This is a genomic window from Nocardia sp. CA-120079, from assembly GCF_050955745.1.
Lineage (GTDB): Bacteria > Actinomycetota > Actinomycetes > Mycobacteriales > Mycobacteriaceae > Nocardia.
In genome coordinates this window covers 5,406,907-5,433,411 of record NZ_CP192088.1, presented here as the reverse complement: position 1 = coordinate 5,433,411, position 26,505 = coordinate 5,406,907, and the positions used below count along the sequence as shown (strand labels likewise).

The window sequence follows — 26,505 nt, the reverse complement described above, 5'->3', positions numbered from 1 at the left end:
CGACGACCAGCGAACGGAGATACATGACGGCCAGACGGACCGGGCCATTCACCATCGGGGACCGGGTACAGCTGACCGATGCCAAGGGGCGCCTCTACACCGTGGTGCTGGAACCGGGTAAGGAATTCCACACGCATCGCGGCGGTATCAAACACGACAACCTGATCGGCGCCGATGAGGGCAGTGTCGTGCAATCCACCAATGGCACACCGTATTTGGCGTTGCGGCCGTTGCTGATCGATTACGTGCTCTCCATGCCGCGCGGTGCGGCGGTCATCTACCCCAAGGACGCCGCCCAGATCGTGCACGAGGGCGATATGTTCCCCGGCGCGCGCGTACTGGAGGCCGGTGCGGGCTCCGGCGCACTGACGTGCTCGCTGCTGCGCGCGGTCGGCCCGCAGGGCCAGGTGGTCTCCTACGAGATCCGCGAAGACCACGCCGAACACGCGATCCGCAATGTGGAGACCTTCTTCGGTGAGCGGCCGGACAACTGGTCGATCACCGTCGCGGACGTCGCCGCCTACGACGGACCGCCGGTCGATCGCGTCGTCCTGGACATGCTCGCCCCGTGGGATGCGCTCCCCGCCGTGTCCAAGGCGCTGGTCCCCGGCGGTGTGCTGATCGTCTATGTGGCAACCGTCACACAATTGTCGAAAGTGGTCGAGGCGCTGCGCGAGCAGGAGTGCTGGACCGAGCCGCGCTCGTGGGAGTCGATGGTGCGCGGCTGGCATGTGGTCGGTCTGGCGGTGCGGCCCGAACATCGCATGCAGGGCCACACCGCCTTCCTGGTCAGCGCGCGGCGGCTCGCCGAGGGCACGGTCACCCCGAAGCCGCAGCGTCGTCCGTCGAAGGGCTGAATCAGGCCGGCACGCAGGGCGCCTGCGCGAAGCCGAGCATCAGGCAGCCGCTGGCATCCGAGAGCTTCCAGGCGCCGTCGACGTGTTCCCAGGTCAGGGGCATGGCGGGGGCGGTGCCGTGCGGTGAGGTGATGGTGACCTGGGCGGTCGCAGAATTGCCGCTGGTGGTGATATCGGCGACCGCGTAGGTGAGCTTGCCGTAGCCGCCGAGCGCCTGGTTCATCTGGTCGATATTGGCGGCGCGCTTTTCGCCGTCGACGATCAGCTTGGTCTTCTCGGAGGTGGGTTTCGTCGGGTCGGAAAGGGCATCCAGGACGGCGGTGAGCGTTTCGGCGGTGGGTGCGGCGGCGTTGCCGTGGTCGCCGTGACCTGCAGCGCTGGTGGACGCGGCGGCGGAAGTGGTACTCGTGGCCTTGGCATCGGACTTGTCGTCGGACCCGCAGCCGGTGAGCCCGACGGTAGCGGCCATCGCCACCGCGGCGATAACCATGGACGTACGCAGCGTCCTGGCGGGAAGGAGCATCGTCAGCAACCTTTCGGTTCGATCGGCGAAGCGCGTCGCCGTGGACTGGTTAGGGCAGGCTAACATGGTGTATCCGCCGTCGACCGCAGCCCAGATGTGATCACGACGAAACCATGTCGGAAAGCGAGAACGGTTCGCGCCCGGTAGCGTTAATAGACCGGGACTGGGAGGAGCAGCACATGAGCCCCATCGAGAATTCGGATTCGGCGGCCTGGAGAGAGCTCGAGGCGGTACGCGCCGAAGCGGCTGCACTCCGAAGGCAACTTGCCGATTCGCCGGATCGCGCACGGGAATTGGAAGCCCGCATCGATTCGCTGACCATTCGCAACACCAAGCTGATGGACACCCTCAAGGAAGCGCGCCAGCAGTTGGTGGCCTTGCGCGAGGAGGTCGATCGGCTGGGTCAGCCACCGAGCGGGTACGGAATTCTGATCGGTGTGTACGAGGATCAGACGGTCGACGTGTTCACTTCGGGCCGCAAGATGCGCTTGACGTGTTCACCCAATATCGATACCTCGACCCTCGAATACGGTCAGACCGTCCGTCTCAACGAGGCCCTCACAGTCGTCGAAGCTGGAATCTTCGACGCCGTCGGTGAGATCGGCACCCTGCGCGAGATCCTCGACGACGGACGCCGGGCGCTGGTCGTCGGGCATGCCGACGAGGAGCGCGTGGTGTGGTTGGCGGGTCCGCTGGCCAAGGTCGCCGAGGTCGATGATCTCGACGATCCCGATTCGCCGATCCGCAAGCTGCGGCCGGGTGATTCGCTGCTCGTGGACACCAAGGCCGGTTTCGCCTTCGAGCGGATTCCCAAGGCCGAGGTCGAGGATCTCGTACTCGAGGAAGTCCCCGATGTCGATTACGGCGACATCGGTGGTCTCGGTCGCCAGATCGAGCAGATCCGCGATGCGGTGGAATTGCCGTTCCTGCACAAGGATCTGTTCCGCGAATACGCGCTGCGCCCGCCCAAGGGTGTGCTGCTCTACGGTCCGCCCGGTTGCGGTAAGACGTTGATCGCCAAGGCCGTTGCCAACTCGCTGGCGAAGAAGATCGCTGAGGCGCGCGGTGAGGATGCCAAGGAAGCCAAGTCGTTCTTCCTGAACATCAAGGGCCCCGAGCTGCTGAACAAGTTCGTGGGTGAGACCGAGCGCCACATCCGGATCATCTTCCAGCGGGCACGGGAGAAGGCGTCCGAGGGTACGCCGGTGATCGTGTTCTTCGACGAGATGGATTCGATCTTCCGCACCCGTGGTTCGGGCGTGTCCTCCGATGTGGAGACCACGGTCGTGCCGCAGCTGCTCTCGGAGATCGACGGCGTCGAGGGTCTCGAGAATGTCATCGTGATCGGCGCGTCCAACCGCGAGGACATGATCGACCCCGCGATCCTGCGGCCCGGACGTCTCGATGTGAAGATCAAGATCGAGCGGCCGGACGCGGAATCGGCGCAGGACATCTTCTCGAAGTACCTGACCGAGCAACTGCCGTTGCACGCCGACGATCTCGAGGAGTTCGGCGGCGACAAGGGGCTGTGCATTCGCGCGATGATCGAACGGGTCGTCGACCGGATGTACGCCGAGAGCGAGGACAACCGCTTCCTGGAGGTCACCTATGCCAACGGTGACAAGGAAGTCCTGTACTTCAAGGATTTCAACTCCGGCGCCATGATCCAGAACATCGTGGACCGCTCCAAGAAGTACGCCATCAAGGCGGTACTCGACACCGGCAACCCCGGCCTGCGCATCCAGCATCTCTACGATTCGATCGTGGACGAGTTCTCCGAAAACGAGGACCTGCCCAACACCACGAATCCCGATGACTGGGCCCGCATTTCGGGTAAGAAGGGCGAGCGGATCGTCTACATCCGCACCTTGGTCACCGGCAAGAACGCCAGTGCCAGCCGCGCCATCGACACCGAGTCGAACACAGGTCAGTACCTGTAGGTTTCGAACCGAGGGCCGCGCTTCCGTCTGGGAGCGCGGCCCTTCGGTGTTTTCGGGGTCATCCTCGTGGGGTAATCGAGGGTCATTCTCGAGGTTGATGTGGGGATTTGGGCGGGTGGATTAAAATTTGGCCATGCGGCCAGAAAATGGGACGGATGGTCGGCAGCGGTCGTTCATCGAGGAGGCGCGGCGGCGGCAGATCATTGCCTCGGCGGTGGAGGTCATTTCGGAGGTGGGGTACGGGCGGGCTTCGCTGGCGCGGATCGCGAAGCAGGCCGGGATCTCCAAAGGTGTCATCTCGTATCACTTCGCGGGGAAGGACGAGCTGATGGAGCAGCTGGTGATCCAGCTGTATGTGTCCGGTGGCGAGCACATCGCGCCCGCGGTGATGGCGGCGGACGGGCCCCGCAATCAGTTGCTCGCCTATATCGGGACGAATCTCGGCTTCATCGATGCGAACAAGAAGTATGTCGCGGCGCTGACCGATGTGGTGCTGAATCTGCGTGATGCGGATGGAAAGCCGCGGTTCGCCTCGGCGGAGGGGGAGCAGGAGATCATCCAACCGCTCATCGACATCATGCGGGAAGGCCAGCGCACCGGCGAATTCGGCGACTTCGATCCGGCGGTCATGGCCAAGTCGATCCGCGATGCCATCGATGGCGCGGCCGGACGGGCGATTCGGGAGAAAGACTTCGATATGACGACGTACTCGGCGCATGTGTGCCGACTATTCGATTTGGCGACCCGGAAGGGGGGACGTGATGACCACCGTGGTGGAAAGTGAAGTGCGGCAGGAAGATAACGCCGAAACTACGCCGCCGTTCGCGTGGCTCGGTGTGGGCGCGATCGCCGTGGTGTCGGCGATCATGCTGTTCGCATCGCTCGGACGATACGGATACTTCGGTGACGAACTGTATTTCCTGTCGGCCGGGCGTCGGCTCGGATTCGGCTATGCCGATCAGGGGCCACTGCTGCCCGCGATCGCCCGGCTGATGGATGTGCTGGCACCGGGATCGCTGGTGGCACTGCGGATTCCGGCCGCACTGGTCACCGTTGCCGCGGTGCTGACCAGTGCCCAGATCGCCCGGGAGTTCGGTGGGTCGCGGACCGCGCAGGTATTGAGCGCGACCGCGTATGCGACCTCGCCGTTCCTGCTTGTGCAGGGAACTCAGTTGGCCACCAATACGATTGATACCGCGTTGTGGGTGGTGATCAGCTGGCTGCTGATCCGGTGGGTTCGCACCCGCCGGAACAGCCTGTTGCTGTGGGCCGCGCTGGTCACGGCGCTGGATATGCAGGTGAAGTGGCTGATTCCATTCTTCTGGATCGCCGTCGCCATCGGCGTGACGATCTACGGTCCGCGCGAGCTGCTGCGGCGGCCGTTGCTGTGGCTGGGCGCGGGTTTCGTTGTCCTGGTCATGGCGCCGACGCTGATCTGGCAGGCCCGGCACGACTGGCCGCAGCTGCGATTGGGTGCGGTGGTCGCGGCGGAGCAGGCGACGATCGGTGGCCGCTACACCTGGCTGCCGCTGGCGCTGATCGCGGCCGGGTTGTTCGGTGGTGTGCTGTTGGTCGTGGGGATCTGGGCGCTGTTCCGCTCGGAGACGTTGCGGCCGTACCGATTCCTCGCGCCGCTACCCCTGCTGCTGGCTGTGGCATTCATCGCGACCAACGGTCGCCCCTACTACGCGGCCGGCTGCTACGCGGTGATCATGGCGGCGGGCGCGGTGCGCTGGACCGAATACACCGAACGATGGCGAATCTATGCGACTGTCCCGCTGGTCGCGATTTCGGTGGTGATCGCGGTGTTCACGATGCCGTGGCAATCCGAGTCGTCGATCGATCCGGTCGACAGTCAAGCCGAGGCCGGTATCGAGATCGGCCTGTACGGCAAGTTCGGCTGGCCCGAGTTGCGCGAGGCGAGCGCCGACGCCTACCGGGCTCTCCCACCGGCCGAACGCGCGAACGCGGTGATCGTTGCCGATTCCTATTGGCAGGCAAGCGCTTTGGATGTCGACCGGGATCGCTATGGACTGCCCGCCGTCTACAGTCCAAACCGCGGTTTCGGATACTTCGGCACCCCACCGGATTCCGCGACAACGGTGCTGTGGGTCGGCAATGCCGAAGACGAAATGCGTGCCACCTGTAGCGAATTGACCCCGGTTGGCCGCGTCGACGCACGCCTGGGCTACCCGGACATCACCCGCGATGTCACCATTTGGCGCTGCACCCCACGTCAGCACTGGTCACAGGTCTGGCCCGAGCTGCTTCGCCTCGACTGAACAGCCGTATTGTCCGATTCGTTCAAGACATCCGAACCTCACCCACCTTGACTGAACCATGGCAGGGGCCGAAGCTCAGGAGGACCGGTATGAAAACGAACATCCGCGCGAGCACCTTGGCCGTAAGTGACCTCGAACGGTCGCTGCGCTTCTACCGCGACGGTCTCGGCCTCTCCTCACCGGGCATTATCGGCGCCGAGTTCGTCCGCGACGAGCAGAACCCCGGCGGGTCGGTCGCTATGTTCACTCTCGACAACGGCCTGATTCTGTCGCTCTACTCGCGCACCGACCTGGCGATGGACGCGGGCATCGCCCTCGATCGAGTCACCGGCTCGCCGATGAGCCTCGGCTTCTTCGCCGACTCCCGCGAGGACGTCGATCGCATCCTGGAACATGCTGAGCAAGCGGGCGGGACCATCATCCGCCACCCCATCACCCGCCCATGGGGTATCTACGCGGGTTACTTCGCCGACCCCGACGGTCACCTGTGGGAAGCGGTGTACTTCGTGAACGGTAGTTCGGATTGATATCCGTTGTCCCACGGTGCTATTCGATGGTGAACAGACCGCTGAGGAACGGGATCAGTTGGGGCCAGGAGGCTTCGACAATGCCCAGGTGGTCGGTTGGGTAGCTCCGCAACTGGTATCGGGTTCCGGAGGCGCTCAGTTGGCCCAGGAGTGCGGCGGTCGAGGGGAAGGGGACGGTGGCGTCCTGCTCGCCCTGGGTGATGAGCAGCCGCTGCCGGTAACCGGAGGTCGGTACGGCCAGGTGGGCACGCGGGGTATGTAGGGACCCGCGGGTGCGATGGCCTGCTCCACGTTGGCCGGCGGTGCGAGCGCGGCGGTGCCGCGGAAGTCGAGTTCCGGCGCGTAGGTAGGAGTTAGGGCGCCGGTGTTCAAGGCGGCGTGTCCGCCCTGGGAGACGCCCACGACCGTCCAACGCGGTGACAGGTCCTTATCGGCGGTGCGTGTGGCGCGAACGAGGTCGGTGGTGGCGGTGGCTTCGGTACGGAATTGCAGGTACGGATGCGGTGTCGCGGCACCGGCATTCAGGCCGACGCTCGTTACGGCCAGTATCGCGGCTGCCGGCGCTGTGCGCCCGGCTCTCAGGCGGATGCGATCGCTGTTCCGACAGTTCGCACGCACGGCTGCTCCTCTGCTCGGTACAGAGGTCAGCAGACTATCGAGAACCCGCCATCGACGGTAGGCGAACTCGAGTCGCTCGCCAGTGACGAGATCGGATACGACACATGCCCTTTCGTATTGTTTCGTTGCGAAAGAGCATGTGCCGTACGGCCGCTAACCGAGTTCGGCCAGTTGGGTTACCGCCGGCGCCATGCCCTCGATCCATGCCGCCGGGGACCCGGTGGTCGGGATAATGATCACGGTGTGCACGCCGAGCTTGGCGTAATCGGCCATCTGGCGGACGAATTCGTCGCGATTGTCCGGATTCGGGCGCGGATTATTGGCCATGATGGTGATGCGAATATCGTCGAAATCGCGCCCGACATCGTCGCAATGGCGACGCAGGACGTCGAGTTTGTGGGCGACATCCTCGGGGGCGGAACCGAAGAGGTTGCAGGCGTCGCCGTACTGCGCGACCAACCGCAGCGTCTTGCGTTCGCCGCCACCGCCGATGAGCACCTTGGGCTGGTTGATCGGCTGCGGCGAGCACAGCGTCTCGGCCAACTGGTAGTGCTTGCCGTCGAAGGGGCCGTTGTTCTGCGGATCCCACATCTGCTGACAGATGCGCAGCGTCTCCTCGAGGCGCTCGAACCGTTCGGCGATCGGCGGGAACTGCACACCGAGCCCGCGATGCTCTCGTTCGAACCACGCGGCGCCGATGCCGAGCACCGCGCGGCCGCCCGAAAGGACATCGAGGGTGGTGACGATCTTGGCGAGCAGGCCGGGATGCCGGTAGGTCACGCCGGTGACGAGCAGGCCGAGGTCGATACGGGAGGTGTGCGCGGCCAGATAGCCGAGGGTGGTGTAGCCCTCCAACATATTGGACTCGGCCGGGAGGCCGGTCGGCTCGATCTGGAAGTAGTGGTCCATGAACGACAGCCAGGTCGCACCGGATGCCTCTGCCGCGGCGCCGACCCTGGCCAACTCGCCGGCAATGGCGGTGGTGCCGCCGTCGATGTCGAATATCGGTAGGTGAAAACCGAGTTCCATGAAGTGATCCCCTGGTACTAGACGATTTTGCACTGCCAACGCTATGACCTGGAGTGCACTCCAAGTCAAGTGTCGGGCCGCAGATCTCGCGGGGGCCCACCAAAAGACCGATGGCGGTGTCGCCGTGGACGACACCGCCATCAGCTTATGTCGATCAGCCCTGAGTGGTGGTCACCGAGTTCAGAACGACATCGGCGTTCGGCCGACCGTCTTCGCCACCAGCGGCGCCCGCGTTGGCGACCCGCTGCAAGACATCCAGACCTCCGGTGATCTTGCCGAACGGGGTGTAGTTCGGCGGTAGCTGCGATTCCTTGTAGACCAGGAAGAACTGGCTGCCATTGGTGTCGGGACCGGCATTGGCCATCGCGACCGTGCCCGCCGGATAGGTGGCGCCGTCCAGGTTCTCGTTCGGGAACTGGTAGCCCGGACCGCCCGTGCCGGTGGCGGTGGGATCACCGCACTGCAGGACGAAGATGCCCGCAGTGGTCAAGCGGTGGCACTGGGTGTGGTCGAAATACTTCTGCCCGGCCAGGAATACGAAAGAGTTCACCGTGCGCGGTGCGCGGGCGGCCTCCAGGGCGATATCAACTGTGCCGCAGGTGGTTTCCAGCTGCGCGGTGTACTTCGCGCCCGTATCGATCGCCATCGCGGGCTCACTGGCCCACTGCTTGTTCTCGGGCTTGGCCGAATCGGGGGCCACGCATCCGGCGACCGGTGTGCCCGGATCCGCCGAGACCCCGCCCGCGGCGAAGATCGCGAGGGTGGTGCCGACGGCGAGTACACCGAGGCCCCGTAGCAGGACATTCCCGACTCTGCGATGCTGCCTGATGGGCTGATGGTGGTCGAATTGCCGCACCTGCACTTCGCTGATCACCGGTCAGGGTCTCCTTCTGTTGTGTATCGCATCGGGTGATGCTGAGCGGATCATTCCATCTCGACGCTTCCAGCGGAACGAGATGCGCATTGCGACTGTGTGGCAATGGAAATCCGCGGATGTGCGGCGGGTGGTCGGTTAGCATGGCTGCGACGGAGGCGCATCTGATCGGCTAACTGGCTCGGCACGCATCGACTCTCCGGTGACATCGCCTCCACGGGAGGTGTATCAGCTTGTCCGGATACGTATTTCGCTGGTGTACCGCGGTGGTGTGTGCAGGCGCACTGGTGGGCGGATGCACGGTCGGCGCCGAGACGAAATCGACCACGCAAACGGGTGCCTGGCCACCGAGCGATGACCGTGGCACATGTGCGGTCGACAAGCAGGCCGATGTTCCGGCAACGATGCGCGACGGCACGGTGTTGCGCGCCGACGTGTACCGCCCGCAGACGAGCGATCCGGTGCCGGTGATCCTGATGCGCACCCAGTACGGCAAGGCCGCCGCGCAGATCCAGCCCTCGCGCTATCGCACACCCGACTGGTTCGCCTCGCACTGCTACCTGGTGGTCATCCAGGACATTCGCGGTCTCGGCAGCTCCGACGGCACATTCACCGAATTCGGCAATGACACCCACGACGGCTACGACACCGTGGAATGGGCCGCGCAACTGCCCGGTTCGAACGGCAAGGTCGGCATGTACGGCTCGTCATATGTCGGTGCGACACAATGGCTGGCCGCCATCGAGACGCCGCCGCATCTGACCACGATCGTGCCCGCGAATACCGCCTCCGACTACTACGACGGCTGGACCTACGAGGGCGGCGCCTTCCGCCTCGGCTTCGTCGAACCATGGGCCATGGGCACCATCGGCGCGGAATCCGCCGACCGACGTGACGACAAGGCCACCGCCAACCAGCTGCGCGCGGATTTGCAGAACATCACCTCGTGGCTGAATTATCGTCCCTACAAGGACTTCCCGCCGCTGCAGCCGAATAATCCGGCCGTCGCGCCGTGGTACTTCGACTGGATCCGCAACTCGACGCGCAACGATTACTGGAAGCAGTGGAGCATCCGCGACCGCTATCCGAATGTGCAAGTGCCGGTGCTCGATATCGAGGGTTGGTACGACGCATTCCTCGCGGGCGGCATCGAGAACTTCACCGGAATGGTCGAGCGCGGCGGCGCGACGGCACGGCAGGACCAGCGATTGGTGATCGGTCCCTGGGACCACCTCGGCTGGGGACGACCCACATCGATGATCGCGCCCCGGCTCGAGCAACTCGGGCCGGTCGGCGACAGCCCGATCAACGAGTTGATGCTGGCGTGGTTCGACCATTTCCTCAAGGGCATGGGCAACGGCGTCGCGGGCAAGCCTCGTGTCGACTATTTTCTCATGGGTGCCAATCGATGGAAGTCGGCACCGAGTTGGCCACTGCCGCAAACGCAGTGGAAGGAATACTTCTTCACCGACAGCGGCGCCAACGGTGTTCTCGGCCGGGTCGGCAGACTCGTCGATCACGCGCCGAGCGGGCTGGCGGCGGTCGACCGGTACGTCTACGACCCGGCCGCACCTGTACCGAGTATCGGCGGACATTCGTGCTGCTCGGTCGGATCGGGTCCGCAGGGCCCGTTCGACCAGACCGCGGTCGAGCAGCGTTCGGATGTGCTCACCTACACCACCGACCCGCTCGGCGCCGATACCGAGGTGACCGGCCCGATTACGGTGAAACTGTGGGCCTCGTCCACCGCGCCCGATACCGATTTCGTCGCGCGGCTGGAGGTCGTCTCACCCGATGGATCGGCCGTCAACCTCAACAATGGCATCATCCGTGCCGCGTTCCGGGATTCGTTATCGGATCCGACCCCGCTGGTGCCCGGCCGGCCTTATCCGTTCACCATCAAGATCTGGCCGACCAGCTATCAGTTCAAGGCGGGCGATCGAATCCGGGTGGCCATCAGCAGCAGTGACTACCCGCAGTATGCGCCGAACCCGAATACCGGTGAACCCTTCGGCGACAGCGTCCGGACACAGCCCGCGACCCAGACGATCTATAAGGATGCCGAGCACCCGTCCTCGGTGATCGTGCCCGTCATCCCGGCCGGTCACGACGGCGCCACCAGCTTCGATATCGAGCCGGGATCCTAGGCGCGGCGAACACGACGGTAGGTGGGGGCCGCGGTGGTCGCGGCGGCGAGCTCGCCGGTGAGCCAGTCCAGCTCGCCGTCGGTGATCGCGGCGACGGTGATGCGCAGGTGATCGCCGTGCGGGTGGTCCTCGACCTCGAAGGGACGGCCGGGGGCGGCCTTGATACCCGCGGCGGCAAGCGAGATCATGGCCGCGTTCTCGTCGGCGACGGGGAGCCACAGGTTGATGCCGTCGCCACGGGCGACGGCGACGCCCTTGCGAGCCAGCGCGCGGCGGAGTTCGGTTGAGCGCCTGCGGTATTCGGTACGGGCGGCGGCTACGGTGCGCACGGCGGTGTCGTCGTCGAGCATGGTGAGCAGCAAGCGTTGCAGCAGTCGGCTGGTCCAGCCGGGGCCGAGCATGCGCCGTTCGATCATCGGATCCAGGAATTCGGCGGGGCCGCCGACCACGGCGATGCGCAGGTCCGCGCCGTGCGATTTGGAGTAGGAGCGGATATGTACCGTTCGGCTCGGCAGTCGCGAGCCGAGGGAGCGCAGTGTGGTGGATGCGATGCCCGCGGAGTGGTCGTCCTCGATGACGAGAGTGTCTGTGCCGGTCAGGATTTCGGTCAGTTCGCGGGTGCGTGCGGCGGTGAGCGAGACGCCCGTCGGATTCTGTGCGCGCGGCTGCAGGATCAGCGCTGCGGCGCCACGGGCCCGCTCGAGATCGTCTGGCAGTAGACCGGATTCATCCATGCGGACCGGAACAGGCCGAGCGCCGATCCGGGCGAGCAGGTCGAGGAACGGTGGGAAGCAGGGATCTTCGACAGCCACCGCATCGCCCAATCGCACATGGGTGGTGAGCAGTCGGTCGATGGCGTCGAGCGCCCCGTCGACGACCGCGACTCGTTCGGCGCGGAAGGGCCAATCTGTGCGCACCTTGGCGACCAGTTCCGGCAGCACGGCCTCGCTCAGATAGTCCGCCGCGAGATCATTGCCGCGTCCGCGCTCGGTGATCGCGCGCAGTGCGGCGACCAGATCCGGTAGCAGGTTCGGATCGGGGGTGCCCCGGGACAGATCGATGCGGAAGGCGCTGTCCGAAGGAGGGTGCAGGCGCTGATAGCGGCCCGTTGGCGTGGATGCGCGGGTGGCGCTGCGTTCGCGGACGAAGGTTCCGGCACGCCCCCGCGCCACTATCGCGCCGGTGGCGGCCAGCGCGCGCCAAGCCTGGTTGACGGTAGCGGGGGAGACCCGCAATTCGCGGGCGACTTCACGCACGGTCGGGAGCCGCGATCCGGGTTCGATTGCTCCGGAGCGAATCCGGCGGCTCACCGCGGCCGCGATTCCGGCCGGGGTGCGATCTTCGAGATCCACGTTGAACAGCCCCGACCCGGCTGTGACCGGTGCGGGCATGGTGTCTCGCAGGTCGTCTGCGGGCACCTGCGGCGCGGTCGTCGGATCGAAGTTCACAGCGTCATTCTGCGTCGGGCACAGCGCCGGAACGAAGACCGGCCCCAAGGTTTACGGCTACGAAACTGTTTCCGCAATCTTGTAACACAACCGAATTGAATCTCGGTGAAGTATAACAAAGCATGGGAATCGTTCGAGCGGCGCTCGTCCAGACCAACTGGACGGGTGATAAAGAGTCCATGATCAAGGCGCACGAGGACTACGCACGCCAGGCCGCCGCACAGGGCGCCAAGGTGATCTGCTTCCAGGAGTTGTTCTACGGCCCGTACTTCTGCCAGTTGCAGGACACCAAGTTCTACGACTACGCGGAATCGGTGCCCGGTCCGACGACGGAGCGATTCGCCGCCCTGGCAAAGGAATTGGGTTTGGTGATGGTCCTGCCGGTATACGAGCAGGAACAGCCGGGTCTGCTCTACAACACGGCCGCGGTCATCGATGCGGATGGCAGTTACCTCGGCAAATACCGCAAACACCACATTCCGCACGTCAACGGATTCTGGGAGAAATTCTACTTCCGGCCCGGAAATGTGGGCTGGCCGGTCTTCGATACCGCGGTCGGCAAGGTCGGCGTCTACATCTGTTACGACCGGCATTTCCCGGAGGGCTGGCGCGCCCTGGGCTTGGCCGGCGCCGAAATCGTCTTCAACCCCTCGGCGACCTCGCGTGGCCTGTCCGGCTACCTGTGGAAGCTGGAGCAACCGGCCTCCGCGGTCGCCAACGAATACTTCATCGGCGCCATCAACCGGGTCGGCATCGAGGAATACGGCGATGACGATTTCTACGGAACCAGCTACTTCGTGGATCCGGAAGGTAAATTCGTCGGAGACGTCGCCTCGGACACCGATCCGGAACTGGTGATCCGTGACCTCGATATGGATCTGATCAAGGTGGTGCGCGACCGCTGGGCGTTCTATCGCGATCGCCGCCCCGACGCCTACGGACCGATGGTGGCTCCCTGAGGCTGGTGATATCGATATGACGAAGACGTTCATTCACGGCGGCACGGTGGTCTCGGCCACCGGCTCGCAATTGCTCGATGTGCTTGTCGACGGCGAGACCATCGTCGCGGTCCTGCAGCCCGGCGCCACCGCATTGGGCGCCGATCTCGCCGAGTCCGCCGAAGTGGTCATCGACGCGACCGGCAAGTATGTGATTCCCGGCGGCGTGGACGGCCACACCCATATGCAGCTGCCCTTCGGCGGCACCGAGGCATCCGATACCTTCGAGACCGGCACCCGCGCGGCCGCCTGGGGCGGCACCACGACTATTGTCGACTTCGCGGTGCAGAAGCCGGGGGAGCGGGTGCAGGACACCCTTGGTCTGTGGCACGAGAAGGCCGCGGGCAACTGCGCGATCGACTATGGCTTCCACCAGATCATCGGGGAGGTGAACGACGAATCCCTCAAGGGGATGAGCGAATTGGTGGCCGAGGGAGTCACCAGCTTCAAGTTGTTCATGGCCTATCCCGGTGTCTTCTACTCCGATGACGGTCAGATCCTGCGGGCCATGCAATCGGCGGGCGATCTGGGCGCGTTGCTGATGATGCACGCGGAGAACGGCATTGCCATCGATGTGCTGGTCGAGCAGGCACTGGCCCGCGGTGAGACATCGCCCTATCACCACGGCGTCTCTCGGCCGTGGCAGATGGAGGAGGAGGCCACCCATCGCGCGATCATGTTGGCACAGTTGACGAATGCGCCGCTGTATGTCGTGCACGTCTCGGCCAAGCAGGCGATGGAACAGATCGCCGCCGCGCGGGGCAACGGGCAGAACGTCTTCGGGGAGACCTGTCCGCAGTACCTGTACCTCTCGCTCGAAGAGCATTTGGGCGCACCGGGTTTCGAAGGGGCGAAGTGGGTGTGCTCGACGCCGCTGCGGTCGAGGGCAGAGGGACATCAGGACGAGCTGTGGCGCTTTATCCGCACCGGTGATGTCACCTCGGTCAGCACGGACCACTGTCCGTTCTGCATGAAGGATCAGAAGGAGTTGGGGCTCGGCGATTTCAGCAAGATCCCGAATGGGATCGGCGGCGTCGAACATCGGATGGATCTGATGTTCCAGGGCGTCAAGAACGGGCTGATATCGCTGGAGCGCTGGGTCGAGGTCTGCTGCACCACTCCGGCGCGCATGTTCGGCATGTATCCGCGCAAGGGCGTCATCAGTCCGGGCGCCGACGCCGACATCGTCATCTATGACCCGGACGGGCACACCAGCATCGGGTTCGGCAAGACCCATCACATGAATATGGATCATTCGGCCTGGGAGGGATTCGAGATCGACGGACACGTCGACACGGTGCTCTCGCGCGGCCGCGTGATCGTCGACGACGGCGCGTATCTGGGCAGTGCCGGTCACGGCCGGTTCATCGCGCGCGAGCTGTCGCAGAACTTGATTTGACCTGATCTGACCGGAATGGAGAGTGCCGCATGGATATCGGTGTGGTGCTGCAATGCACACCCCCCGCATCGCGGGTGGTCGAACTGGCCAGACAGGCGGAGACACACGGCTTTTCGCATGTGTGGACCTTCGATTCGCACCTGCTGTGGCAGGAGCCCTATGTCATATACAGCCAAATTCTCGCCGCCACCCGCAAGATCGTCGTCGGGCCGATGGTCACCAATCCGGCGACCAGGGACTGGACGGTAACAGCGTCTACCTTCGCGACGCTCAACGATATGTTCGGCAACCGCACCATCTGCGGTATCGGCCGCGGCGATTCCGCCGTGCGCACCCTCGGCGGCAAACCGACCACCTTGGCCACACTGCGCGAATCCATCGAGGTGATCAGGGAACTCGGCAATGGCCGCAGTGCCCGCCTCGGCGATACCGTGGTGCGCTTCCCGTGGGCGAGCGCCTCCCGGCTCGAAGTGTGGGTGGCCGGGTACGGTCCACGCGCACTCGATCTGACCGGGGAGGTCGCAGACGGATTCATCCTGCAACTCGCCGACCCGGATATCACCGCGTGGACCATCGCCCGGGTGCGGGCGGCCGCCGAGAAGGCGGGGCGCGCACCCGGATCGGTGAAAATCTGTGTGGCGGCTCCGGCTTATGTCACCGACGGCTCCGATGCCGCGACCGCACATGCCAGGGAACAGTGCCGCTGGTTCGGTGGCATGGTCGGCAATCACGTCGCCGATATCGTGGCGAAATACGGTACCGACGGTGATATACCTGCCGCGCTCACCGACTACATCGCGGGCCGTCAGGGCTACGACTACAACGAGCACGGCCGCGCGGGCAATACGCACGCCGAATTCGTGCCGGATGCGATCGTGGACCGCTTCTGCCTGATCGGCACGCCCGACGAGCAGCTTGTCCGGCTCCACGAACTGGAGAAGCTCGGCGTCGACCAGTTCGCGGTCTACCTCCAGCACGACGCCAAGACGGCCACGCTGGAGGCATACGGGGAGTCTGTGCTGCCGCGGTTGGCGCACCCGGTCACGGCGACGGCGGGTGCCGAGTGATCGCCACGGTGGCGGCGCTCGCGCTCGCGGCGGTCTGCGGTGAGCTGGTCGGGAGGCGTCTCGCGGAGTCCGAGGCGGAGCCGGTTCCGGTGTCGGCGGGTGATCGATGAGAGCGGGAGTGTCGCGGGCGCGGCAGGTCGGCTACGCAGCCGGTGTGTTGGTGCTGGTGGTCGCGGTTTGGGAGCTCGTCAAGTATTTCGTACCCGAGCACGGGGCCAGTATCGGTGACACCCGGATTTTGCCGCGCACGAGTGATGCTGCGCTGCCGCATGTTTGGTCGGTCATCACCGTGCTCGGTGACAAGGACGGCACAAGCACCGTCGGCGCGACACTGCTGCGCACAGCCGGATTCACCTTCGGACTCGCCCTGCTGGCATTGGCGATCGGCACCGTCGTCGGCGTGGCGCTCGCGGTGGTGATGCAACGCTTCGCCTTCGTCGAGCGCGGATTGCTGCCCTATATCGTTGTCTCGCAGACGGTTCCGCTGATCGCCTTGGCGCCGCTGGTTGCCGGATGGGGCGGCAAGATCGTCATCGCTGGGCAGCCGTGGCAGCCGTGGATGAGTATCGCGGTCATCGCGTCGTATCTGGCCTTCTTCCCGGTCGCGGTCGGAATGTTGCGCGGCTTGCAGGCGCCGTCGAAGGCATCGGTGGAATTGCTGCACAGCTACTCGGCCAATTGGTGGGAGACATTGGTGCACTTGCGCTTTCCCGCCGCGGTGCCGCATTTTCTGCCTGCCTTGCGCCTGGCCGCGGCTGCATCGGTGATCGGTGCGGTGGTCGCGGAGATCTCGACCGGCACCGCGGGTGGTATCGGCCGCCAGATCATCGTCTTTTCCCAGCAGGCCACCGGCGACGCGGCCCGGCTCTACGCGGCCGTTCTCGCCGCGGCATTGCTCGGTGTCGCCGTGACCACCGTCGTCGGCCTGGCCGAAGTGGCACTGCGTCGTTACAGCCGTCCCGCCGGGGCGCGCGGTTCGTCAGGAGGTACCCGTTGACCGGGAAAGTGGAATCGGCCACCACGGACACCGACGAGCGGATCGAGGCAGCTGATCCGGCTCCCGTCGGGGACAAGCCGGAAGACGTCGCGGCGGTCGACCTCATGGAGGTCGGCAAGATCTTCGACGCGGGCTCGGTGACCGCACTGTCGGATGTGACTCTGAAAGTCCTTGCCGGGGAGTTCGTTTCGCTGATCGGCCCGTCGGGCTGCGGCAAATCCACCTTGCTGCGGATCATCGCCGATCTGGAACGGCCGAGCAGCGGCAGCGTGACCGTACACGGCAAGTCCGCCAGGCAGGCCAGAATCGATCAGGACTATGGCATCGCCTTCCAACAGGCGGGACTCCTGGACTGGCGCACTGTACAGGCAAACGTCGAATTACCGCTCGAGTTACACAAGGTTCCGAAGGCCGAAAGACGCGCTCGCAGTGCCGAACTGCTCGAAATGGCCGGTCTCACCGATTTCGCACACCGCTATCCGGCGGAACTGTCCGGCGGCATGCAACAGCGCGTGGCGATCGCCAGAGCATTGGCACGCAAACCCTCGCTGCTGCTCATGGACGAACCGTTCGGCGCACTGGACGAGATGACCCGCGAACGCATGCAGGGCGAGTTGTTGCGCATCGCCGCAGAGACCGGTGCCGCAGTGGTTTTCGTGACGCACTCCATTCCGGAGGCGGTGTTCCTGTCCGACCGCGTGGTGGTCATGTCGCCGCGGCCCGGCCGCATCACCGAGATCGTGCCGACCGGCGGCTGGGGTCGCGAGGCGGGGGTCAGCGGTGACGATATCCGTTCCAGCGAGGCGTTTTTCGAGGCTGTCGCCGCGGTCCGCACCGCGCTGCGCGGCGGACACGAGACCGCGGACATCATCGTTGCGGGACCGGAGCTGCGATGAAGACGTGGCTACCACCGGTGGTATTCGGCGTCGGCGGATTGGCGCTGTGGCAGGTGCTGACCGTCGCCGCGGGTGTGCCGTCTTTCCTGCTGCCCGCACCGACCGCGATCGCGAAACAGTTCACCGAGAACTTCGATCGCATTGTCGATGCCGCCACCGCGACCGGTACGAACGCCCTGATCGGCCTGCTGATCGGTGCTGTCCTCGGCGTTGTGGCGGCCATGGTCGCGGTGCGGTTCCGGCTGGTCGAGGGGCTGTTGACGCCGCTGGCCGCTGCGGCCGCCGCGGTGCCGATCGTCGCGCTCGCCCCGCTGCTGAATTCGATGTATTCGACGACCACCGATACCCCGCGCCGCATGGTGGTGGCCATCGTGGTGTTCTTCCCGATGTTCGTCAGTACCGCCCGTGGCCTGCGGCAGGTGCCGCAGGTGCACGCCGATCTGATGACCTCGTATGCGGCGGGCGGCTGGCAGATCACCCGCACGGTGCGGCTGCCCGCGGCACTGCCCTACCTGTTCACCGGGCTGCGGATCGCGGCGCCGGGCGCGGTGATCGCGGCCATCATCGCCGAATACTTCGGCGGCCTGCAGAACGGCCTCGGCAGCCGAATCACCTCCGCCGCCGCGAATACCGCCTATCCACGCGCGTGGGCGTATGTGGTCGGCGCAATGATCGTCGGCCTGCTGTTCCTCGCCGTCGTCCTGATTCTCGAACTACTGGCCCGCCGACCCCGGACCATCCTGATCCGCGACATTTTTGGGAGATCGAAATGAGAACTGCTACAGGGCGTTTACGCGCTTGTCTCGCGCTGACGGCGTTGGCGGCGGCCGCGCTGACCGGCTGCAGCACCACCGACAACGGCTCCGGAACCACCGCGGACGGCCTGACCAAGGTCCGCCTGCAGTTGCAGTGGTTCAAACAGGGGCAATTCGCCGGTTATCTGGCCGCCGTGGACCAGGGCTTCTACAAGGAGCAGGGGCTGTCCGTCGAAATCCTCGATGGCGGAACCGATATCGTGCCGCAGACGGTACTGGCCCAGGGACAGGCCGATTACGCGATCGCCTGGGTACCCAAGGCGCTGGCGTCCCGTGAGGCCGGGGCGGGTATCACCGATGTGGCGCAGGTGTTCCAGCGCTCGGGCACAAAGCAAGTCTCGTTCAAGTCCGACAACATCACCGGCCCAGCCGCACTGCGCGGTAAGACCGTCGGAAACTGGGGCTACGGCAATGAATTCGAGCTGTTCGCGGGCATGACCAAGGCCGGTATCGACCCGTCGCGGGATGTCAAGCTGGTCCAGCAGCAGTTCGATATGAACGCCTTCCTCGCCAAGGACATCACGGCCGCCCAGGCCATGTCCTACAACGAATACGCCCAGCTGCTGGAGACGAAGAATCCCGCCACCGGAAAGCTCTATACCGCAGACGATTTCGCCACCATCGACTGGAACGACGAGGGCGTGGCCATGCTGCAGGACGCGATCTGGGCGAATTCGGAGAAGCTGAAGGATGCGAAATACCAGGACCAGACCGTCAAATTCATCGCGGCCTCGCTGAAGGGCTGGGCGTTCTGCCGCGACAATGTCGACAAATGCCGCGATATCACCGTCGCCGCGGGCAGCACGCTCGGCGCCAGCCACCAGCAGTGGCAGATCAACGAGGTCAACAAGCTGATCTGGCCTTCGCCCAACGGCATCGGCATGATCGACAAGTCGGCATGGGACCGCACTGTGAAGATCGCCAAGGAGACCAAGAACCAGGAGGGGGTCACGGTGCTGAAGCAGGATCCCGATGCGGGCGCGTTCAGCAACGAATACGTCACGAAGGCGCTGGACCTACTGAAATCCGGTGGAATCGACGTCACCGGAACGGGATTCGCACCGCAGCAGGTGACACTGACCGAAGGCGGTAAATAGGTGGTCGATCACGTCTTCTATCCATGGAGCGCCCAGGCGACCCTGAATCCGGTGCCGATCGTCGGCGCGTCGGGCTCGTGGTTCTGGGAGGAGAGCGGCAAACGGTACCTCGACTTCTCCTCCCAACTGGTGAATGTCAATATCGGCCACCAGCATCCGGATATCGTCGCGGCCATTATCGATCAGGCACAGAAACTCGCGACCATCTCGCCGACTGTCGGCAACGAGGCGCGCAGCGAACTGGCCAGGTTGATCGTGGAACGCGCGCCGGGCGAGCTGAACCGGATTCTGTTCACCACCGGCGGTGCGGAGGCTGTCGAACATGCGGTGCGGCTGGCGCGCAGCTATACCGGCCGCACCAAGATGCTCGCCGCCTATCGCTCCTATCACGGCGGCACCGGCGTCGCGATCGGGCTCACCGGTGAGCCGCGCCGCTGGGGTGCCGAGCCCACCAATGTCGACGTCGTCCGCTTCTTCGGGCCGTATCCCTACCGATCACCATGGGGCTCCGGCACACCCGAGGAAGAGGCGACAGCGGCGCTGCAACACCTGCGCCAGGTCATCGAATTGGAAGGACCGCAACACATTGCGGGCCTGATCCTGGAGACGGTGGTCGGCACCAATGGTGTGCTCGTACCGCCGCCGGGCTATCTGGCCGGTGTCCGGGAACTGTGCGACGAATTCGGCATCGTCTACATTGCCGATGAGGTGATGGTCGGATTCGGCCGGGTCGGTGAGTGGTTCGCCGTCCAGGCCTTCGATGTCGCACCCGATATCATCACCTTCGCCAAGGGCGTGAACTCCGGCTATGTTCCGCTCGGCGGCGTACTGATGGCCGAGCGGATCGCGCAGCGCTACGACAATACGGTGTATCCCGGCGGACTCACCTATGCCGGACATCCCCTCGCCTGTGCCGCGGGCATCGCCTCGATCAATGTCTTCGAACGCGACGGCATTCTCGACCATGTGCGCACGGTCGGCGCGGATGTCCTCGGAAAGGGCTTGGCGGAGTTGGCGTCTCGACATCCGAGCGTCGGCGAGGCGCGCGGCCTCGGGTTCTTCTGGGCACTGGAGTTGGTGCGCGATCCGCATACCCGCGAGCCGCTGATTCCGTTCGCGGCCGCTGGTCCCGCCGCTGAACCGATGAACCGGGTCACCGCCGCCGCCAAGGACCGTGGGCTGTGGCCGTTCAATGCGGGCAACCGCTTCCAGATCGCGCCGCCGCTGACCACCTCGGCCGACGAGCTGCGCACGGGGCTGGAGATCGTCGACGAGGTGTTGGAGGTCGCCGACGAATACGTGGGGTGAATCGCCTGTCGTTCGGCTATGTCGATCAAGGTCCGATATTGCCGATGCCGGCGCGGTCGATGGACGCGATCGCACCCGGAAACTTCTTCGTGTTGCGGCTGCCCGTTGTCGCGCTGACCGTCCTCGGCATCGTGCTGTGCGCGGTGATCGCGCGCGAACTCGGCGGCGGCCCAGGTGCTGGCGGCCCTCGGCTACGCGACCTCACCGTTTCTGCCGACGCCGTCATCGTGACCGACGCCTACTGGCAGGCCAGCGCCCTCGACCAATTCGACCGTGATCGCCTTCCCCCGTTCTACAGTCCGAGCCGCGGTTTCGGCTACTTCGGAGTGCCACCGGAGAATGCCTCGGCTGTCATTGCCGTCGGCGTGAACGATGCCTTTCCGCACTGGGATTTCGACCAGGTCGAACCGGTTGCGAAGGTGGACAGTCGAATCGGCTATCCGGGCAACACCCAGAGCGTAACCGTGTGGAAATGTGCCGACCTGCGCCACCCGTGGTCGCAGGTGTGGCCGACCTGGATGCACCTGTAGGTACGCTGCGACCATGACATCTGGGCAAACCGAGATCTGGCACAACCCGCGGTGCAGCAAGAGCCGCAATGCCACCGCACACCTGGACGAGGCGGGCGTGGAATACACGGTCCGGCGCTACCTCGACGATCCGCCCACGGCGGCGGAATTGCGGACCGTGCTGAAGCGCTTGGGCGCCGAGCCGTGGGATATCACCCGCACCGGCGAGCAGATCGCCAAGGATCTGGGCCTATCCGGCTGGGGACGCACCGCAGCGGACCGGGACCGCTGGATCGAGGCGCTGGCGGCGAATCCGCAGCTGATCCAGCGGCCGATCGTGCTCACACCCGACGGCGGCGCGGTCGTCGCGCGCGATGAGCAGACCTTGGAATCGCTGGACCCTTCGTAGCCGAAATAGCCGGTAGGGTCGGCATTTATGAAGGTACAACTGCGTCATAGTCCGGCCTCCGCGGTCGCGCGGTGCTTGCTGGCCGGCGGCGAGCCGATGCGGGTCGAGAGCGGCGCCATGGTCGCGCATTCGGCGGGAGTTTCGTTGCAGGCCAAGGCCGAAGGCGGAATTCTCGCCGGGCTGAAGCGTTCGGTGCTGGCGGGCGAATCGTTTTTCGTCTCGACCTTCACCGCACCGCCGCAGGGCGGCTGGGTGGATGTGGCGCCCGCACTGCCCGGCGACATGCTGAATCTGCAGATCACCCCTGATCGGCCGTTCTTCATCAGCCGCGGCGGTTGGATCGCCAACTCGCACGGCGTCCAGGTCGAGGGCAAATGGGGCGGTTTCGCGAATCTGTTCGGCGGCGAGGGCGGCTTCGGTCTGCGCGCGCATGGCGAGGGTGAGGTGGTCGTCGGTGTATTCGGCGCGATCGATGTGATCGATCTGCAGCCGGGCGAGCCGATCACCATCGATACCGGCCATGTGGTGGCCTATGACCTGGCCATGAACTTCACCATCCGGCGCGCGGTATCCGGGCGGTCGATCCAGTCGCTGAAGTCGGGCGAGGGCTTCGTTTTCGACTTCACCGGCCCGGGCCGGGTGTTGCTCCAGACCCGTAATCCGGGCGCCTTCGCGGCCTGGGCGGGCTCGGTGGCGTCCTCGGGTTAGTCACCGGTTTTCACGACCCCCTTACCTGCCGGACACCTAACCCATGCAGAATGCAACTTTCATATCGGGTCCAGCAAGGGAATGTACATGGAGCTCCTCGAAGTCGTCGCGAACCTCTTCACCCAGGTCATGGGTGCTATGAGCGGTAGCGCCGCCTGACCGAACGCAGGCTCATCGGCCCATCAGGTCCTCGACCTGGTGGGCCGATGGCGTTTCAACCCAGCAGCTGGTCGGTGAGGATTCGGGTGTCCGGGACGAACGGCCAGGTCGGGTCGGCCAGATGTGCGCGCAGTTCGGCATCGGTCCACCACCAGCCGTCCACGATCTCCTCGGGCTGGTGCCGGATGGGCCCGTCGTAGCGCAACTCGTAGGCGAACAGATGGCAGCGCATCGGCGCCCCCTGCCAGGTGCCGTCCCAGGACGCGCCGGCCCGCAGGGGGAGCGGTGGTGGGTCAGCGGGCAGGACGATGCCGAGTTCCTCGGCGAGTTCACGGACCGCGGTCTGCGCCGGTGTCTCGCCGGGGTCGACGACACCACCGGCCAGGCAGTCGTGCATACCGGCGAAGACCATCTTGGTATCGGTGCGACGGTGCACATAGATGCGTTCGCCGTCGCCGGAGCGAACGAGCACACCCGCACTGGCATGCCAGATGCCGTCGCGATAGACGGTGGCCCGGTCGGCCGCGCCGATTTGGCGGCCCGCGGCGTCATAGACCGCGATCATCTCCGACTGAGGGTGCACGAACACCGGTCGAGAGTAACCTGATCTGCGCACGCCACCCGAGAGAGGACCGCCCCAGATGGTGCTTCCGCGCACACTGGCGAAATTGAACCGGCACGTGACGAATCCGATCCTCGGTCGGTTGGCCGGAAAAGTGCCCCCGATGAGCATGGTCGTACACAAGGGACGAAAATCGGGGCGGGCCTATAGAACTCCGGTGTGGGCGTTCGAATCCGGCGGTGTGTACCGGATCGCGCTTACGTACGGTCGTGACGTGGACTGGGTCAAGAACATAACGGCCGCTGGGGGTTTCGAGCTCGAGACCAAGGGCACCGTCGTACTGCTCATCGATCCGGTGGTAGTGCACGATACGTCGGCGGCCTGGGCGCCACTCGGTATCCGGCAGGCGCTGAAGGTGCTGTCGGCGACGGATTACCTGCAGGCGCGTCCGGCGTAGTAGTCTGCTACCTGATGCTGAAACCCCTTGTCCGAGCAAGGGTTTCAGTTCATGCGCTCGCGCCGGGCGGGCACGTCCGCCCCTGGCGGTGCAGCCTGAAGATGAGACCAGGCTGACCGCTAGCCTGCTACCCGGTAGATCAGTCAGCGGTTCGGGCGGTAGGTGGTGGGAACTCTGACTGCTCTGAACTGGGCGCCGCGGGTTTTTCGGATGCATCGGCCTGCCGCGCCGACGGATTTCCTGGTGAATCTGGCGAGGTCACCGACCACTGGCGAATCAACTGCCCGGCAGCACGATCGGTTTGATCGAGCCGCGGTTGTCCCGGCCGCTGGTCAATGCCGTGGCCACCTGATCGAGGCCGAAGCGTCCGGTGACAAGGCGGTCGAGATCGACTCGTCCGGTGGCGGCGAGGTCGATCGCGGTCGGCCAGGTGTTCGCGTAGCGGAATGTCCCGGTCAGCTCCAGTTCGTGTTCCTGCAGGTGGGGCAGGGGGAGTGGAATATTGTCGCCGCCCATGCCGACGAGCACCACCCGCCCGGCCCTCGCGACCGTGCGCACCGCGTGGGCGATTGCCGTGGGATGTCCGGAGCATTCCAGGAGGACATTCGGTTCGAATCCGATGTCGCGCAGTGGAGTACGGCCGACGTCCACCGCTTGTGTGCAGCCCGATTCGATGGCCAGTGCCAACCGCTGCGGATTCACATCGGTGATCACGACCTCGGACGCACCGAAAGCCAGCGCGGCCTGCGCGGTGACAAGCCCGATCGGGCCCGCGCCGTTCACCAGCACGCGGTCGCCCGCACCAACCCGTCCTTTACGGCACGCCCACACGCCGACCGATAACGGTTCGAGCAGCGCGGCCGCCTCGTCGGTCAGCGAATCCGGCACCGGATGCGCGAATTCCTGGTGCAGGACCACATATTCGCAGAATGCGCCATCGATCGGGGGTGTGCCGAAAAACCGCATGTCCGGGCACAGGTTGTAGCGGCCCGCTCGGCATTGACGGCAGGTGAAGTCCGGTACCCCTGGCTCGAGCGAGACTCGTTGCCCGAGGTGATGGTGGCGCGCGCCGGCGCCGAATCCGACCACCACACCTGAGGCTTCGTGGCCGAGCACCAACGGTTGGTCGACGACGTGGTCGCCGATCCGTCCGTGCTGGAAATAGTGCACGTCGGAGCCGCAGACACCGACCGCGCTGACTTCGATGAGTACCTCGGCCGGACCAGGATCGGGTACGGCACGTTCTACGATCGCGATCTTCCCGACCGCTTCCAAGACCGCTGAGCGCATCAGTGTCACCGCGTTTCTTTGCGTGCCAACTCGGCCACCGTCGCCTTGGCGCCACCAGCATGCAGTGAACGCAGTGCCGTGACGTAGGCGTCGACGAATCGGGGTTGGTCGATCAGATCACCGAATATTGTTCTGTTGCTGAGGAATGCGGTGGGGTCGTCGCGCTGGCGGCGGGCCAGCGGTGTCAACTGGTCGCGGAGCCGGTCGATGACCTCGATCGGCGCGTTGTGCTCGTCGATGCCTTCGGCATAACGCGCCCAACCGGCGATGATTGTTGCGGCACAGTCGATCTCGCTGGTACCACGGTGACTACCGAGCTGTTGACGGATGACCGGAAGCAGCCATTTCGGGATGCGGTCCGACGATTCGGCGCACAGTCTGGCAATGGTGTCGCCGATCGCAGGGTTGGAGAACCGGTCGATGAGGGTGTGTTTGTAGCGGTCCAAGTCGACGCCGGGCACCGGACGCAGGGTGGGTGTTGCCTCATGGTCCATGTAGCGCAATAGGAATCGGCGGAAGTCCGGATCCTGGGCCGCCTCGTGCACGAGACGGTAGCCGCTCAGATATCCCAGATAGGCCAGTGCTTGGTGGCTCGCGTTGAGCAAGCGCAGTTTCATCAGCTCATACGGTGCGACATCCGCCACGAACTGCACCCCGACCTGATCCAAGTCGGGACGGCCGAGGGTGAACGAATCCTCCAGCACCCATTGGGTGAACGGCTCGGTCACCACCGGCCACCGATCCTCCAGGCCATAGCGGCGCGAGAGCTCGGCGGAGGCCTCGGCGGGTGTCACGGGCGTGATGCGGTCGACCATCGAGTTGGGAAACCGCACCGAACTTTCGACCCAATCACCGAGCTCGCGATCACGCAACCGCGCGAACGCTGCGAAGGTGGCCTGCGCGATGTGTCCGTTGCCCTCGATGTTGTCGCACGACATGACGGTGAACGGTGCGATGTCCCGCGCCCGGCGGCGTACCAGCGCCTCGGTCACGAGCCCGAATACGGTGCGGGGCAGACGGTCCGGCGCGAGATCGGCCCGAATCGCCGGAGCAGCAGCGTCGAATTCGCCGGTGGTCGCGGAGAAGTTGTATCCGCCCTCGGTGATGGTGAGTGAGACGATCCGGGTTGCCGGATCGGTCAGCTTCTCGATCACCGCTTCCGGATCATCTGGTGCGTAAAGGTATTCGATGATCGAGCCGATCACGCGAGTCCGCCAGGTGCCGTCCGGCTCGGTGACCGACAGGGTGTACAGACCGTCCTGCGCGGCGAGCACATCGCGCATGCGCCGATCGGCGGGCAGCACTCCGACTCCGCAGATTCCCCAGTCGGTCGCGCCGCCCTGCTCCAGTAGCCGATCGATGTACATCGCCTGATGGGCGCGGTGGAACCCGCCCACACCGAAGTGGACTATCCCGGTGCGGACACGACTGCGCTCGTAGGTCGGCACCGAAACTTCCGGGGCGAGCCCGTCGATCGTGTCGGCACGTAGTGCCGTGGTTGTGGCTCCGTTCATAACGACCCTTCGACTGTTGTGTGCGTCACATTCCGATGGTAGCCTCCTGAACAATAGCTCACCTACTGAGCAAAT

26 protein-coding genes are annotated in these 26,505 nt (G+C 65.0%); 18 read left to right on the top strand and 8 right to left on the bottom strand.

Features of this window, described 5'->3' with window-relative positions:
• The first annotated feature begins 23 nt into the window (after window positions 1-23).
• Window positions 24-857 carry a tRNA (adenine-N1)-methyltransferase gene (locus ACQPYR_RS25035; RefSeq protein ID WP_040691664.1) on the top strand — a complete coding sequence of 278 codons (834 nt, stop codon included), beginning with the start codon at window positions 24-26 and terminating at the stop codon, window positions 855-857.
• Window position 858: 1 nt separating this feature from the next.
• Here the strand turns inward: ACQPYR_RS25035 and ACQPYR_RS25030 are convergent, their stop codons facing one another.
• The gene (locus tag ACQPYR_RS25030; protein WP_433621394.1) at window positions 859-1,380 is read right to left on the bottom strand and encodes a hypothetical protein; all 522 of its coding nucleotides are present in this window, start codon (window positions 1,378-1,380) and stop codon (window positions 859-861) included.
• A 179-nt stretch (window positions 1,381-1,559) separates the two neighbouring features.
• Here ACQPYR_RS25030 and arc point away from each other — a divergent pair, with 179 nt between their 5' ends.
• The 4 genes from arc (at window position 1,560) to ACQPYR_RS25010 (ending at window position 6,129) form a co-directional block, all read left to right on the top strand.
• On the top strand, window positions 1,560-3,320 hold the full coding sequence (arc, locus tag ACQPYR_RS25025) for a proteasome ATPase (RefSeq protein WP_433635236.1): 1,761 nt from the start codon (window positions 1,560-1,562) through the stop codon (window positions 3,318-3,320).
• Between the two features lie 133 nt (window positions 3,321-3,453).
• Window positions 3,454-4,104 (top strand): TetR/AcrR family transcriptional regulator, encoded by a 651-nt coding sequence (locus ACQPYR_RS25020; protein WP_433621393.1) that lies wholly within the window; start codon window positions 3,454-3,456, stop codon window positions 4,102-4,104.
• On the top strand, window positions 4,082-5,602 hold the full coding sequence (locus ACQPYR_RS25015) for an ArnT family glycosyltransferase (RefSeq protein WP_433621392.1): 1,521 nt from the start codon (window positions 4,082-4,084) through the stop codon (window positions 5,600-5,602). Before ACQPYR_RS25020 ends, ACQPYR_RS25015 begins: the two co-directional genes overlap by 23 nt.
• An 89-nt stretch (window positions 5,603-5,691) precedes the next feature.
• Window positions 5,692-6,129 carry a VOC family protein gene (locus ACQPYR_RS25010; protein WP_433621391.1) on the top strand — a complete coding sequence of 146 codons (438 nt, stop codon included), beginning with the start codon at window positions 5,692-5,694 and terminating at the stop codon, window positions 6,127-6,129.
• Between the two features lie 135 nt (window positions 6,130-6,264).
• Here ACQPYR_RS25010 and ACQPYR_RS25005 read toward each other — a convergent pair whose 3' ends face one another.
• From ACQPYR_RS25005 to ACQPYR_RS24995, 3 genes are all read right to left on the bottom strand, one after another.
• Complete coding sequence (locus ACQPYR_RS25005; RefSeq protein ID WP_433621390.1) at window positions 6,265-6,747, bottom strand: lipase family protein; 483 nt, start codon at window positions 6,745-6,747, stop codon at window positions 6,265-6,267.
• Between the two features lie 153 nt (window positions 6,748-6,900).
• Window positions 6,901-7,776, bottom strand: coding sequence for an LLM class F420-dependent oxidoreductase (locus ACQPYR_RS25000; RefSeq protein WP_433621389.1), 876 nt, complete (start codon window positions 7,774-7,776; stop codon window positions 6,901-6,903).
• Between the two features lie 154 nt (window positions 7,777-7,930).
• A complete protein-coding gene (locus tag ACQPYR_RS24995) occupies window positions 7,931-8,650 on the bottom strand; it encodes a peptidylprolyl isomerase (RefSeq protein ID WP_433621388.1) in 720 nt (239 codons plus the stop codon).
• Window positions 8,651-9,054: 404 nt separating this feature from the next.
• Between ACQPYR_RS24995 and ACQPYR_RS24990 the strand changes: the two genes are divergently transcribed.
• On the top strand, window positions 9,055-10,797 hold the full coding sequence (locus ACQPYR_RS24990) for a CocE/NonD family hydrolase (protein WP_433635235.1): 1,743 nt from the start codon (window positions 9,055-9,057) through the stop codon (window positions 10,795-10,797).
• On the opposite strand, the gene ACQPYR_RS24985 is transcribed toward ACQPYR_RS24990, so the two are convergent.
• The gene (locus ACQPYR_RS24985) at window positions 10,794-12,245 is read right to left on the bottom strand and encodes a PLP-dependent aminotransferase family protein (protein ID WP_433621387.1); all 1,452 of its coding nucleotides are present in this window, start codon (window positions 12,243-12,245) and stop codon (window positions 10,794-10,796) included. The two genes, ACQPYR_RS24990 and ACQPYR_RS24985, sit on opposite strands and share 4 nt — an antisense overlap.
• A gap of 122 nt (window positions 12,246-12,367) precedes the next feature.
• On the opposite strand from ACQPYR_RS24985, the gene ACQPYR_RS24980 reads away from it, so the two are divergent.
• The 11 genes from ACQPYR_RS24980 to ACQPYR_RS24930 all read left to right on the top strand — a co-directional run bounded on the left by ACQPYR_RS24980 (window position 12,368) and on the right by ACQPYR_RS24930 (window position 22,448).
• Window positions 12,368-13,204: a nitrilase-related carbon-nitrogen hydrolase gene (locus tag ACQPYR_RS24980; protein WP_433621386.1), complete on the top strand. Its 837-nt coding sequence runs from the start codon at window positions 12,368-12,370 to the stop codon at window positions 13,202-13,204.
• Between the two features lie 16 nt (window positions 13,205-13,220).
• Window positions 13,221-14,642 carry a dihydropyrimidinase gene (gene hydA / locus ACQPYR_RS24975; RefSeq protein WP_433621385.1) on the top strand — a complete coding sequence of 474 codons (1,422 nt, stop codon included), beginning with the start codon at window positions 13,221-13,223 and terminating at the stop codon, window positions 14,640-14,642.
• Between the two features lie 29 nt (window positions 14,643-14,671).
• The gene (locus tag ACQPYR_RS24970; protein ID WP_433621384.1) at window positions 14,672-15,709 is read left to right on the top strand and encodes a TIGR03842 family LLM class F420-dependent oxidoreductase; all 1,038 of its coding nucleotides are present in this window, start codon (window positions 14,672-14,674) and stop codon (window positions 15,707-15,709) included.
• 106 nt (window positions 15,710-15,815) lie between these two features.
• Window positions 15,816-16,706 carry an ABC transporter permease gene (locus ACQPYR_RS24965; protein WP_433621383.1) on the top strand — a complete coding sequence of 297 codons (891 nt, stop codon included), beginning with the start codon at window positions 15,816-15,818 and terminating at the stop codon, window positions 16,704-16,706.
• Complete coding sequence (locus tag ACQPYR_RS24960) at window positions 16,703-17,602, top strand: ABC transporter ATP-binding protein (protein WP_433621382.1); 900 nt, start codon at window positions 16,703-16,705, stop codon at window positions 17,600-17,602. The genes ACQPYR_RS24965 and ACQPYR_RS24960 overlap by 4 nt, the downstream gene beginning before the upstream one ends.
• Entirely contained in the window at window positions 17,599-18,375 is a 777-nt protein-coding gene (locus tag ACQPYR_RS24955) for an ABC transporter permease (RefSeq protein ID WP_433621381.1), read from the top strand. Before ACQPYR_RS24960 ends, ACQPYR_RS24955 begins: the two co-directional genes overlap by 4 nt.
• Entirely contained in the window at window positions 18,372-19,514 is a 1,143-nt protein-coding gene (locus ACQPYR_RS24950) for an ABC transporter substrate-binding protein (RefSeq protein WP_433621380.1), read from the top strand. Before ACQPYR_RS24955 ends, ACQPYR_RS24950 begins: the two co-directional genes overlap by 4 nt.
• On the top strand, window positions 19,515-20,822 hold the full coding sequence (locus ACQPYR_RS24945; RefSeq protein ID WP_433621379.1) for an aspartate aminotransferase family protein: 1,308 nt from the start codon (window positions 19,515-19,517) through the stop codon (window positions 20,820-20,822).
• Window positions 20,823-20,866: 44 nt separating this feature from the next.
• Window positions 20,867-21,352 carry a hypothetical protein gene (locus ACQPYR_RS24940; RefSeq protein ID WP_433621378.1) on the top strand — a complete coding sequence of 162 codons (486 nt, stop codon included), beginning with the start codon at window positions 20,867-20,869 and terminating at the stop codon, window positions 21,350-21,352.
• Window positions 21,353-21,365: 13 nt separating this feature from the next.
• A complete protein-coding gene (locus tag ACQPYR_RS24935; protein WP_433621377.1) occupies window positions 21,366-21,740 on the top strand; it encodes an arsenate reductase family protein in 375 nt (124 codons plus the stop codon).
• A gap of 27 nt (window positions 21,741-21,767) precedes the next feature.
• The gene (locus ACQPYR_RS24930; protein ID WP_433621376.1) at window positions 21,768-22,448 is read left to right on the top strand and encodes a TIGR00266 family protein; all 681 of its coding nucleotides are present in this window, start codon (window positions 21,768-21,770) and stop codon (window positions 22,446-22,448) included.
• Between the two features lie 214 nt (window positions 22,449-22,662).
• Here ACQPYR_RS24930 and ACQPYR_RS24925 read toward each other — a convergent pair whose 3' ends face one another.
• Window positions 22,663-23,172, bottom strand: a complete 510-nt coding sequence (locus ACQPYR_RS24925) for an NUDIX hydrolase (protein WP_433635234.1) — start codon at window positions 23,170-23,172, stop codon at window positions 22,663-22,665.
• A 76-nt stretch (window positions 23,173-23,248) separates the two neighbouring features.
• On the opposite strand from ACQPYR_RS24925, the gene ACQPYR_RS24920 reads away from it, so the two are divergent.
• Window positions 23,249-23,626, top strand: a complete 378-nt coding sequence (locus tag ACQPYR_RS24920) for a nitroreductase family deazaflavin-dependent oxidoreductase (protein ID WP_433621375.1) — start codon at window positions 23,249-23,251, stop codon at window positions 23,624-23,626.
• Window positions 23,627-23,902: 276 nt separating this feature from the next.
• Here the strand turns inward: ACQPYR_RS24920 and ACQPYR_RS24915 are convergent, their stop codons facing one another.
• Together ACQPYR_RS24915 and ACQPYR_RS24910 are read right to left on the bottom strand one after the other, a co-directional pair.
• Complete coding sequence (locus tag ACQPYR_RS24915) at window positions 23,903-24,916, bottom strand: NAD(P)-dependent alcohol dehydrogenase (protein ID WP_433621374.1); 1,014 nt, start codon at window positions 24,914-24,916, stop codon at window positions 23,903-23,905.
• A gap of 5 nt (window positions 24,917-24,921) precedes the next feature.
• Window positions 24,922-26,430 carry a mannitol dehydrogenase family protein gene (locus ACQPYR_RS24910; protein WP_433621373.1) on the bottom strand — a complete coding sequence of 503 codons (1,509 nt, stop codon included), beginning with the start codon at window positions 26,428-26,430 and terminating at the stop codon, window positions 24,922-24,924.
• Between the last annotated feature and the right edge of the window lie 75 nt (window positions 26,431-26,505).